Below are 8,801 nucleotides of genomic sequence, written 5' to 3' on the forward strand. Positions count from 1 at the left end.
GTTTCACACAACTAGAACAATACCTATCTAACTACTTAATTATTCCAGTTGATCAATCACTTTGTCGAGAATGGGCGTATATTCGTGCCAAGCGACAAAGCGCAGGACGACCAATATCTCCACAAGATGCTTGGATTGCTGCAACAGCTTTACGCTATGACTTACCGCTAGTTACTCACAACATCAAAGACTTTTTGGATATTCCCAATTTACGGCTTATTATCCCTTCATCCCCATTATGAAGGTCATAAATAAGAACGATCGCTTAAAATTAGGGTGGTTGTAAGCGCAAGCGCTGACTTGTCAGTTCGCTGTTTGGGGATGTTGGGAGAGAGATAGCGAAGCGCTGCTGCAAGCAGTTCGTTTAAAATTGGGGTGGTTGTGTGCGTAAGCGTTGCGCGACCTAGGAATCGCTATTTGGGGATGTTGGGGTGCGATAGCGAAGCGCTGCTGCAAGCAGTTCGTTTAAAATTAGGGTGGTTGTGAGCGATAGCGAAGCGCTCCGTAGGAATCGTTTAAAATTAGGGTTGGGAGCGATCGCTGTTTGGGGTGTTGGGAGTGCGACTTCTAAAATTGGGGTTGGGAGCGATAGCGAAGCGCTGCTGCAAGCAGTTCGCTGTTTTGGGGTGTTGGGGTGCGATAGTTTAAAATTGGTTGTGTGCGATATCTAAATAGCTACTCAATGTGGCCAGATTTAGGAAGATGCTATGATCCAAATCAGATAGCAAAACCTGATGTTTAATATGCCTCTTAGCGAACTTCTACCAACTGTTAGTCAACTAACACATCAAGATAAGCTCAGACTTATACACTTTCTTTTGCTTGCAGTAGCTAAAGAAGAAGGATGTAGCCTAGACACCGCAAGTAATGAGCATCATGAAAATATGCTGATGAATCAACTAACAGTTACTGAGGCAGTTGTATGGTCACCTCAAGTAGATAATGAAGCTGTTCAAGCCTTATCTCAGCTTTTGCTAGAGGCACAGGGAGTATAAAATGCTTGGTGGTCATCGCTTGTTATTTACAGAACGCACTGACAGTTCTGGTCGTTCTAGTATTTTGCCATACTTGCCGCTAATCTTGACTAATGGAAAAAGTTCCATAGAAGTTATGGCTTTATTAGACACTGGCGCTAGTGTTAATGTCTTACCCTACGAAATTGGATTACAGTTAGGAGCAGTCTGGGAAAGTCAAACCGTTCAAATTCCACTTAGTGGAAATCTCGCTCATAGTGACTCACGAGGGCTAGTTTTAACTGGGACAGTAGCCAATTTTGCACCTGTTTTACTTGCCTTTGCGTGGACTCAATCAACAGATGTACCTGTCATTTTAGGTCACATGAACTTTTTTGCAGAATTTAATGTATGTTTTTATCGCCATGAATTGGCTTTTGAGGTTTGTCCGATCCAGAAATAAAGTGTGATAGCGATAGCGTAAGTGCTGACTTGTCAGTTCGCCTAAAATTAGGGGAGTTGTAAGCGATCGCTGTTTGGGGATGTTGGGGTGCGATAGTTTAAAATTGGGGTTGTATGCGATAGCGAAGCGCTGCTGCAAGCAGTTCGCTGTTTGGGGATGTTAGGGTGCGATAGCGAAGCGCGACCTAGGAATCAGGAGACTGTGGTGCAATTCAATGATGTTATTCAGGCATAATAACAGGAATAACCTTATTTTTATATTGACGATAAACCCTAAAATCACTATCTAAAGTGAAAACACTACTTCCTCTAATTAATTCACTCATTCTTACTAAACAAGCATCAGCTAAAGACATAGGAACGGAGTGATATTGTTTCATTAATTGCTTAATTACTGTTACTTCTTCACTTAAATTAAAAGGTATTTTAATTACTTCTGCTTCCAATAAAGATAAAATAGCACTTTCTCCTCCATGAACATTTTGTAATAAAAAACAAGATTCCGCAATAACCGCTTCACAAGTAAATAAAGGGGGACGTAAATTTTTCCATTTTTCTACTGTCCATTTATGAAGATTATCACTTTTATCAATAAAAGCCACTAAAGGCGAAGTATCTATAATAATTTCTGATTTCATTATTTACCAAATCCTTGAAGATACCTTTTATTAGTAGATAAATCACTAATCCCACTTTCTACAGATCCAGCCCATTCCTTAGCTAAATCATAAGCTGAAACCTCTTGATTGTCTTGTGATTTTGTTTTTTTACTGTGCATAAATTCCATAAAATCTAAGATAGTTTGTTGTTGTTCAATAGTTAGATTTCTAAATTTATCTAACAGTGTGTTTTCTTGAATTATAGGTTTATCAGTTGCTTGAGACATAGTTTTTCTGCAAAAATTAAACAGTTTTCATCAACATCATATCAAATTTTTAAACCTTCTACAAATTATTTGTGCGATAGCGAAGCGCTGCTGCAAGCAGTTCGTTTAAAATTAGGGGGTTGTGAGCGATAGCGTTCGCGAGTGCGTCCCGGAGGGAACTAGCGCTGCTGCAAGCAGTTCGCTGATTAGGATGTTGGTTGGGAGTGCGATCGCCTAAAATTAGGGTGGTTGGGGTGCGATCGCCTAAAATGGGTGTAGTTGTGAGCGATAGCGAAGCACAACCTAGTAATCGCGCTTATATATTAACTATTATTTCTTTCAAGGCAAAATCTCAAAACAATCACAATGCTGAGGTCGAAATAATCTAAAATCTCGCTGATCTAAAGTCAATATTCTTTTAATATCAAAACGTTCAGCTATAGCCATAACACTTGCATCTACAAAATCAATCCGACTATCTGCATATTCATCCAAAATTTCCGCAACAAGCACCAAATCTTGATCTGTCAAAGCTACTAAAATAAATCTACTTGCAGATAGTCCTTTTAAGAAAGCTACTAATGTTGCTGAACCTGCATTACGTCCTACTAAATAAGCCACTTCTGCTAATACTGTTTGTGGCAATAAAATTTGTTTTTGTTGTGTGTATACTGGTGTTACACTATTGTGCATTGTATCCAAACGATTCAATAATGCGACAACAAAGCCAGTATCAGCTACTGCTGGGGTTCTTTCCATGTCCAACCTGATTTCTCTGTCACTTCATTTTGGAGAATATCTTCGGAATTAATAGCTAAATCAGGTGTGGCTGCAAATAAGCCAATTAATGGATCAGATACAGCATCATTAACTGTTTCTAGTGATTGGATTTCCAGGTATGATCTGACAGCTTCACTAATAATTGATTCCGGTGATTGACCACGGTTACTAGCCAGATTGATCAGTTTTTCGAGTAAAGTCTGTTCTGGATTCCAGTTAAATGTAGATTTCACAAGATAATTTCTCTCTTATTAACCACAAATAATATTATAACAAATAAGTGCAATTTTATTAACTAATTATTTGCTTAGTGTCTTAATGAAGAAGCGCGACCTAGGAATCGCCGAAAATTAGGGTATTTGTGAGCGATAGCGAAGCGCTGCTGCAAGCAGTTCGTTTAAAATTAGGGGGTTGTGAGCGATAGCGAACGCGAGTGCGTCCCGGAGGGAACTAGCGCTGCTGCAAGCAGTTCGCTGTTTGGGGATGTTGGGGTGCGATATTTCATTATTAGCAAAGCTACAAGAGAAATACTAAAATAAATAAAGTAATTTAGTTGAGAGCATTTATGCAACAAATTAACACATTTGAAGAAGTTCTCAATCTAGTGACTGATCTACCACTTGATCAACAAGAACTACTAATTAGTATCCTACAACGTCGAATAGCTGATATGCGACGAAAAGAATTAGCAAGTTCATCACAGGAAGCACTAGCTGAATTTAGAAATGGTAATCTTAAACCTCAAACCGCAACTGAAGCGATCGCTGAGTTAAGAACTTACTTAAATACTAATGAAACATAATGAGAAAACTGGTTCTTACTTCTCGCTTCAAGCGATCTTTGCGAAAATTAATCAAACATGATCAGAATTTACAAGCACGAATTGAGGAAACATTACAGCAAATGGAAACAGATTTATTTGCTGCTAACCTTGCTACTCATCAGCTAAAAGGTGAGTTTGATGGTTTGCGTGCTTGCTTCTGTGGATATGACTGTCGGATTATTTTCTCTATAGAAAAAGACGATGAAACTGGTGAAGAAATAGTGGTTCTTTTAAATATAGGTTCTCATGATGATGTCTACTAAAAGAGAGCGATCGCTGTTTAGGAATAAGTTGGGAGTGCGATAGCGAAGCGCGACCTAGGAATCGCTTAAAATTGGGGTAGTGGTGAGCGATCGCTATTTAGGCATAAGTTGGGAGTGCGATCGCTGTTTTAAACTGTCCAATCTTCGAGTAATAATCCGGTCACCTTACCAAAATCTTGATGATTGCGAGTTAATAAAACCAATCCACGAAAGATGGCAATTGAAGCAATTCGCGCATCCATCTTGGCCAGTTGAATACGTTGTGATTGTAATTGATTAAGTGCCTGGGCTGCTCCCATGTCAAATGAGACTAAAGGTAATACCTTGAAATCGTTAAGGAGTAGTGTCATCATTTCATACCCTTTGACTACGTCATTAGAATTACGCGCACGATTAATATAAGCATGGCAACCCAACATCTGCTCGTGAAATGTCACTGTTGATACAGCAAAATCTGACAATGGATAGCGATTCATCCGCGTTGAAAGATTGCTGTAATCGTTTCCTGTTTGTCGTTGAAGAATGCTCAGGTGATCTGTATCTAATAAATATTTCATAATTCTTCTGGCGTTTCCAGAATGGATTCATCACCTTGACGAATTACTCTTCCATAAGCAAGCAGTTCTTCAAAAGCTGAGTCATTCTTAAAAGAACCTGTAATTTGTTCTAGCCAATTCATTGGTTGAGGAGCTACAATTTGCTTTTGTAACTGTGCAAGTGCAATTTCTACTGCTGAAAGCCGTTCTTCTATAGATGTATTGATTGTCATTTGAGTTTTCCGTTAATCATTCGTTTCTATCTGAAGCATAATGATTTCAAGAGGATTTGACAACCACTGCTGTTTGGGATGTTGGGGTGCGATAGCGAAGCGCGACCTAGGAATCGTTTAAAATTAAGGGGTTGTGTGCGATAGCGAACGCGAGTGCGTCCCGGAGGGAACTAGCGCTGCTGCAAGCAGTTCGCTGTTTGGGGATGTTGGGGTGCGATAGTCTAAAATTGGAGTAGTGCGATAGCGAAGCGCTGCTGCAAGCAGTTCGCTGTTTGGGAATGTTGGGAGGGCGATCATTTAGAATTAGGGTGGTTGTGAGCGATAGCGAAGCGCGACCTAGGAATCGTTTAAAATTGGGGGTTGTGTGCGATAGCGAAGCGCGACCTAGGAATCGCTGTTTGGAGAATGTTGGGGGGCGATAGCGAAGCGCTGCTGCAAGCAGTTCGTGTAAAATTAGGGTAGTTGTGAGCGATAGCGAAGCGCGACCTAGGAATCGCTGTTTAGGAATAAGTTGGGAGAGCGACCGCCTAAAATTATTGTGGTTGTGAGCGATAGCAAAAATACACTAATTATCTTTTATATGGTTGTATTGTTATTAAACCTGGAATAACAGCATAATGCTTCACATTAAATGTATGTAATGGTAAACCGAAAGCAATTGATGTTTGACCGATTAAAGCATCAATTAACCCAAGATTATGACTGAGATTATAATCTGCAAATGTTTCTAATGCTTGATCACAAGTTTCAGGTGTTGGCCAAATTACTTCAACATTAGCAATAAATTTGCGAATTTCCTGCAATTCCAACTTATTCCTACATCCTTGCATCAATTCCATCGCTACATAACCAGGTAAAGCAATTTCTTCCTCTCCCAAAGAACTTAACCAACTAATAGCAGGTGGATATTTACGAAGAAAGTCAATCATAATATCACTATCTAGGAGAATCATAACCTCTCCTTTGTGACTGTTCACGCAACTGACGAGCGTAAGCAAGGCTATCTGTAATATCGTCGCGTTCTTCCCATAAACCTATCAAGCTCGAATCAAGTAATTCATGAGCAGTTAATACCTTTTTCCTTGTAGGAAGAATGGATAATAAAACAATTACCTCTACCTCTTGTCCTTCTACCACAGGTAAATTTTGAAAAGAGATTTCACCATTTTTCTCTATAGTTTTTTGTAACCTAATTGCTTGCATAATTTTGTCATCCTTACAATAATATAATGCTGCTGTTTAATTAAGTACATTTCTAATTATAGAATATCACAAAAAGAGATCGCTATTTGGGGATGTAGGGAGGGCGATAGCGAACGCGAGTGCGTCCCGGAGGGAACTAGCGCTGCTGCAAGCAGTTCGTTTAAAATTAGGGTGGTTGTGAGCGATAGCGAAGCGCGACCTAGGAATCGCTTAAAATTAGGGTAGTTGTGAGCGATAGCGTTTTGGGGATGTTGGGGTGCGATCGCGTACAGCGCGACCTAGGAATCGCCAATCTTGTAGTGCCAGGATACTACGAAGAACCGTTTGCTATGATTGAGATTAATTCTACAAATATTATAGTAACTATGAAGTGGCGAGTCATACTTGAACCTGATCCAGAAACAAGCGAATGGGCAATTTGGTGTCCAGAACTCCCTGGATGCACCTCTGCCGGTGTTACACAAGAAGAAGCCCTTAATAATATAAGAGAAGCGATCGAGCTTTATTTACAGCCCGATACTATTCAACTTCTTCCTGGAGCAGTAATCCGTGAGGTTATGCTCGGATGACTCGACTCAGGAGAATGAAGGCTGATGATGTTGAACGCATATTACGTAAACATGGCTTTGAACTGATATCTCAGAAAGGTTGCAAGCAGTTCGTTTAAAATTAGGGTGGTTGTGAGGGATAGCGAAGTGATCTAACTAGATCCCCGATTTCTGAACATAACTAATAATTGATTGATATGATCAAAGAAGAAGTCGGGGATCTTATAACCCAAAGATAATCTTCTTCCTCTGTGTCTGGAGTGGTTCGTTATTTCTTCAAGTAGGAAAATTACAGATAAATCAATAATCAAGAATTGGTTTGTGGTCAGTTATGATTTTTTTGTCTGAATCAGGATAACCAGGATTAAAGGATTTACAGGATGTTATTTAATAATTGTTGGTGAAAATTTGGGGATGATTTTGTTTATTCTGATATGGCTAACGCTACGCTATCAGACAATTACAACATTAACCACCAACAAACAAATGAGCAATTACATCCTGTACATCCTCAAATCCTGGACATCCTGATTCAGACAAAAAATCCGCGTTTATCCCCGTTCATCTGTGTTCACTCCTGAATCAAGGATCAAAAATAGGCGATAGTAAAGAGTAGGTGATCGTTGTTTGGGGATATTGGAGTGCTATCGTTTAAAATTGGGGTAGTTGTGAGCGATAGCGAAGCGCGACCTAGGAATCGCCTGAATAATCTATAACTTGTGGCATAATCATAATGTAAATTTTAGGAATGCAAATTAAAAATTTAGTATAATAATGAATAAGTTGGAATTTACTTGGGATTCACAAAAAGCCGAGAGTAATATTCAAAAACATGGGATTTCTTTTAAAGAAGCAAAATCTGCCTTTATTGATGATAATGCTCGTTTAATTTATGATCCCGATCATTCTCAAGATGAAGATAGATTTATTTTATTAGGAATCAGTGTTTATTATCGCCTTTTAGTTGTTTGTCATTGTTATCGAGAAAATGATACAACAATTCGGATTATTTCAGCAAGAAAAGCAAATAAACTAGAACAAAAACAATATCAGGAGTTCCTATGAGAGAAAATTATGATTTTTCTAAATCTGTTAAAAATCCCTATTCTCAACAGTTAAAAGAACAAATTACAATTGATTTAGAAAAGGATATAATTCAATACTTTGAAGAAATAGCTCAAGAAACAGGTATTTCTTATTTGAATTTAATTAATCTTTATTTGCGTGAATGTATGGAAAATAAACGTAGGTTATCGTTGATAGAAAGCAACAATTAAATCTGTATTTCCATCGGCGATAGCGAAGCGCGACCTAGGAATCGCTGTTTAGGAATAAGTTGGAATTGCGATCATCTAAAATTAGGGTGGTTGTGTGCGATCGCGCAATCGCTATTTGGGGATGTTGGGGTGCGATAGCGTTCACGGAGCGTCCCGGAGGGAACTAGCACTGCTGCAAGCAGTTCGTTTAAAATTCAGGGGGTTGTGTGCGATCGCCCTTGAGTTTAAATAAAATAGAATCATATAACCACAAAACCGCACTATGACTTCACGACTCGAAAATGCGATCGCTGCTATCCAACAGTTATCATCTACAGAACGTCAACAACTATTGCAAATCTTTACCCAAAGCAATTCATCCTCACAGTCTCAAACCGATCTTAAAAATCTCAGTCATCAGTTTTGGCAAGATACCACGCTCAAAGAACTACTCGCCACACAGACCCCTACCACCGTACATAACCTCAAACATCTCGCTGCTGACTTTTGGCCGGAAGAAGACTCCATCGAAGATTTTCTCATTTTCCTACGACAACAACGCCAAGAAGTGATCTAACCAAACACCATGAGTTTTTACCTCATTGATACTGATATCGCTTCTTTCATCTTCAAAGGTAGTGATTATGCCGACCCTTACTTACCATATTTAACTGGTCAACAATTAGCAATGTCATTCATGACCGTAGCTGAACTGTTTCATTGGGCAATTTTGCGTCAATGGAGCGATCGCCGTTTCACACAACTAGAACAATACCTATCTAACTACTTAATTATTCCAGTTGATCAATCACTTTGTCGAGAATGGGCGTATATTCGTGCCAAGCGACAAAGCGCAGGACGACCAATATCTCCACAAGA

General features: G+C 39.3%; 19 protein-coding genes. 11 read left to right on the forward strand and 8 right to left on the reverse strand.

Translation table 11 applies throughout. The features are described from left to right. The 4 genes from IQ228_RS14740 to IQ228_RS14755 all read left to right on the forward strand — a co-directional run. Window positions 1-242, forward strand: a 242-nt coding sequence (locus tag IQ228_RS14740) for a PIN domain-containing protein (protein WP_193963316.1), incomplete at its 5' end; no start/stop codon positions are given. A gap of 240 nt (window positions 243-482) precedes the next feature. Beyond that, window positions 483-671 (forward strand): hypothetical protein, encoded by a 189-nt coding sequence (locus IQ228_RS14745; protein WP_193963317.1) that lies wholly within the window; start codon window positions 483-485, stop codon window positions 669-671. Between the two features lie 72 nt (window positions 672-743). Further along, the gene (locus IQ228_RS14750) at window positions 744-995 is read left to right on the forward strand and encodes a hypothetical protein (protein WP_027402767.1); all 252 of its coding nucleotides are present in this window, start codon (window positions 744-746) and stop codon (window positions 993-995) included. Window position 996: 1 nt separating this feature from the next. Next, on the forward strand, window positions 997-1,416 hold the full coding sequence (locus tag IQ228_RS14755; protein WP_027402766.1) for a hypothetical protein: 420 nt from the start codon (window positions 997-999) through the stop codon (window positions 1,414-1,416). Window positions 1,417-1,636: 220 nt separating this feature from the next. Here the strand turns inward: IQ228_RS14755 and IQ228_RS14760 are convergent, their stop codons facing one another. From IQ228_RS14760 to IQ228_RS14775, 4 genes are all read right to left on the reverse strand, one after another. Then, window positions 1,637-2,053 (reverse strand): type II toxin-antitoxin system VapC family toxin, encoded by a 417-nt coding sequence (locus tag IQ228_RS14760; RefSeq protein ID WP_015078630.1) that lies wholly within the window; start codon window positions 2,051-2,053, stop codon window positions 1,637-1,639. Next, window positions 2,053-2,301, reverse strand: a complete 249-nt coding sequence (locus tag IQ228_RS14765) for a hypothetical protein (RefSeq protein WP_015078629.1) — start codon at window positions 2,299-2,301, stop codon at window positions 2,053-2,055. The genes IQ228_RS14760 and IQ228_RS14765 overlap by 1 nt, the downstream gene beginning before the upstream one ends. Window positions 2,302-2,619: 318 nt before the next feature. Then, window positions 2,620-3,039, reverse strand: coding sequence for a type II toxin-antitoxin system VapC family toxin (locus tag IQ228_RS14770; RefSeq protein WP_027402765.1), 420 nt, complete (start codon window positions 3,037-3,039; stop codon window positions 2,620-2,622). Next, window positions 3,018-3,293 (reverse strand): hypothetical protein, encoded by a 276-nt coding sequence (locus IQ228_RS14775; RefSeq protein WP_027402764.1) that lies wholly within the window; start codon window positions 3,291-3,293, stop codon window positions 3,018-3,020. Before IQ228_RS14775 ends, IQ228_RS14770 begins: the two co-directional genes overlap by 22 nt. A gap of 332 nt (window positions 3,294-3,625) precedes the next feature. Here IQ228_RS14775 and IQ228_RS14780 point away from each other — a divergent pair, with 332 nt between their 5' ends. Together IQ228_RS14780 and IQ228_RS14785 are read left to right on the forward strand one after the other, a co-directional pair. Further along, a complete protein-coding gene (locus tag IQ228_RS14780) occupies window positions 3,626-3,862 on the forward strand; it encodes a hypothetical protein (protein ID WP_201769149.1) in 237 nt (78 codons plus the stop codon). Beyond that, entirely contained in the window at window positions 3,862-4,146 is a 285-nt protein-coding gene (locus IQ228_RS14785; protein WP_193963319.1) for a type II toxin-antitoxin system mRNA interferase toxin, RelE/StbE family, read from the forward strand. The genes IQ228_RS14780 and IQ228_RS14785 overlap by 1 nt, the downstream gene beginning before the upstream one ends. A gap of 128 nt (window positions 4,147-4,274) precedes the next feature. Here the strand turns inward: IQ228_RS14785 and IQ228_RS14790 are convergent, their stop codons facing one another. The 4 genes from IQ228_RS14790 to IQ228_RS14805 all read right to left on the reverse strand — a co-directional run bounded on the left by IQ228_RS14790 (window position 4,275) and on the right by IQ228_RS14805 (window position 6,118). Next, a complete protein-coding gene (locus IQ228_RS14790; protein ID WP_027402761.1) occupies window positions 4,275-4,703 on the reverse strand; it encodes a type II toxin-antitoxin system VapC family toxin in 429 nt (142 codons plus the stop codon). Beyond that, window positions 4,700-4,915 carry a hypothetical protein gene (locus tag IQ228_RS14795; protein WP_027402760.1) on the reverse strand — a complete coding sequence of 72 codons (216 nt, stop codon included), beginning with the start codon at window positions 4,913-4,915 and terminating at the stop codon, window positions 4,700-4,702. Before IQ228_RS14795 ends, IQ228_RS14790 begins: the two co-directional genes overlap by 4 nt. Before the next feature lie 569 nt (window positions 4,916-5,484). Further along, entirely contained in the window at window positions 5,485-5,868 is a 384-nt protein-coding gene (locus IQ228_RS14800; protein WP_027402759.1) for a type II toxin-antitoxin system VapC family toxin, read from the reverse strand. After that, the gene (locus IQ228_RS14805) at window positions 5,852-6,118 is read right to left on the reverse strand and encodes a hypothetical protein (protein ID WP_035082477.1); all 267 of its coding nucleotides are present in this window, start codon (window positions 6,116-6,118) and stop codon (window positions 5,852-5,854) included. The genes IQ228_RS14800 and IQ228_RS14805 overlap by 17 nt, the downstream gene beginning before the upstream one ends. Before the next feature lie 365 nt (window positions 6,119-6,483). Between IQ228_RS14805 and IQ228_RS14810 the strand changes: the two genes are divergently transcribed. From IQ228_RS14810 to IQ228_RS14830, 5 genes are all read left to right on the forward strand, one after another. Then, window positions 6,484-6,687, forward strand: a complete 204-nt coding sequence (locus tag IQ228_RS14810; RefSeq protein WP_027402758.1) for a type II toxin-antitoxin system HicB family antitoxin — start codon at window positions 6,484-6,486, stop codon at window positions 6,685-6,687. Window positions 6,688-7,440: 753 nt separating this feature from the next. Further along, window positions 7,441-7,731, forward strand: a complete 291-nt coding sequence (locus tag IQ228_RS14815; protein ID WP_027402757.1) for a BrnT family toxin — start codon at window positions 7,441-7,443, stop codon at window positions 7,729-7,731. Continuing rightward, on the forward strand, window positions 7,728-7,943 hold the full coding sequence (locus IQ228_RS14820) for a hypothetical protein (protein WP_027402756.1): 216 nt from the start codon (window positions 7,728-7,730) through the stop codon (window positions 7,941-7,943). The genes IQ228_RS14815 and IQ228_RS14820 overlap by 4 nt, the downstream gene beginning before the upstream one ends. Window positions 7,944-8,205: 262 nt before the next feature. Next, on the forward strand, window positions 8,206-8,499 hold the full coding sequence (locus IQ228_RS14825) for a hypothetical protein (protein WP_027402755.1): 294 nt from the start codon (window positions 8,206-8,208) through the stop codon (window positions 8,497-8,499). A gap of 9 nt (window positions 8,500-8,508) precedes the next feature. Then, the coding region (locus IQ228_RS14830; RefSeq protein ID WP_193963328.1) for a PIN domain-containing protein at window positions 8,509-8,801 on the forward strand (293 nt) is incomplete at its 3' end.

The sequence above is a fragment of the Dolichospermum sp. LEGE 00246 genome, assembly GCF_015207865.1.
Lineage (GTDB): Bacteria > Cyanobacteriota > Cyanobacteriia > Cyanobacteriales > Nostocaceae > Dolichospermum > Dolichospermum heterosporum.

Bases quoted from the DNA above. Each gene is read 5' to 3' on its own strand.
- IQ228_RS14805 (WP_035082477.1), bottom strand. From the start codon at position 6,118: ATGCAAGCAATTAGGTTACAAAAAACTATAGAGAAAAATGGTGAAATC.
- IQ228_RS14790 (WP_027402761.1), bottom strand. From the start codon at position 4,703: ATGAAATATTTATTAGATACAGATCACCTGAGCATTCTTCAACGACAA.
- IQ228_RS14825 (WP_027402755.1), top strand. From the start codon at position 8,206: ATGACTTCACGACTCGAAAATGCGATCGCTGCTATCCAACAGTTATCA.
- IQ228_RS14770 (WP_027402765.1), bottom strand. From the start codon at position 3,039: ATGGAAAGAACCCCAGCAGTAGCTGATACTGGCTTTGTTGTCGCATTA.
- IQ228_RS14820 (WP_027402756.1), top strand. From the start codon at position 7,728: ATGAGAGAAAATTATGATTTTTCTAAATCTGTTAAAAATCCCTATTCT.
- IQ228_RS14765 (WP_015078629.1), bottom strand. From the start codon at position 2,301: ATGTCTCAAGCAACTGATAAACCTATAATTCAAGAAAACACACTGTTA.
- IQ228_RS14780 (WP_201769149.1), top strand. From the start codon at position 3,626: ATGCAACAAATTAACACATTTGAAGAAGTTCTCAATCTAGTGACTGAT.
- IQ228_RS14785 (WP_193963319.1), top strand. From the start codon at position 3,862: ATGAGAAAACTGGTTCTTACTTCTCGCTTCAAGCGATCTTTGCGAAAA.
- IQ228_RS14795 (WP_027402760.1), bottom strand. From the start codon at position 4,915: ATGACAATCAATACATCTATAGAAGAACGGCTTTCAGCAGTAGAAATT.
- IQ228_RS14810 (WP_027402758.1), top strand. From the start codon at position 6,484: ATGAAGTGGCGAGTCATACTTGAACCTGATCCAGAAACAAGCGAATGG.
- IQ228_RS14800 (WP_027402759.1), bottom strand. From the start codon at position 5,868: ATGATTCTCCTAGATAGTGATATTATGATTGACTTTCTTCGTAAATAT.
- IQ228_RS14760 (WP_015078630.1), bottom strand. From the start codon at position 2,053: ATGAAATCAGAAATTATTATAGATACTTCGCCTTTAGTGGCTTTTATT.
- IQ228_RS14755 (WP_027402766.1), top strand. From the start codon at position 997: ATGCTTGGTGGTCATCGCTTGTTATTTACAGAACGCACTGACAGTTCT.
- IQ228_RS14750 (WP_027402767.1), top strand. From the start codon at position 744: ATGCCTCTTAGCGAACTTCTACCAACTGTTAGTCAACTAACACATCAA.
- IQ228_RS14815 (WP_027402757.1), top strand. From the start codon at position 7,441: ATGAATAAGTTGGAATTTACTTGGGATTCACAAAAAGCCGAGAGTAAT.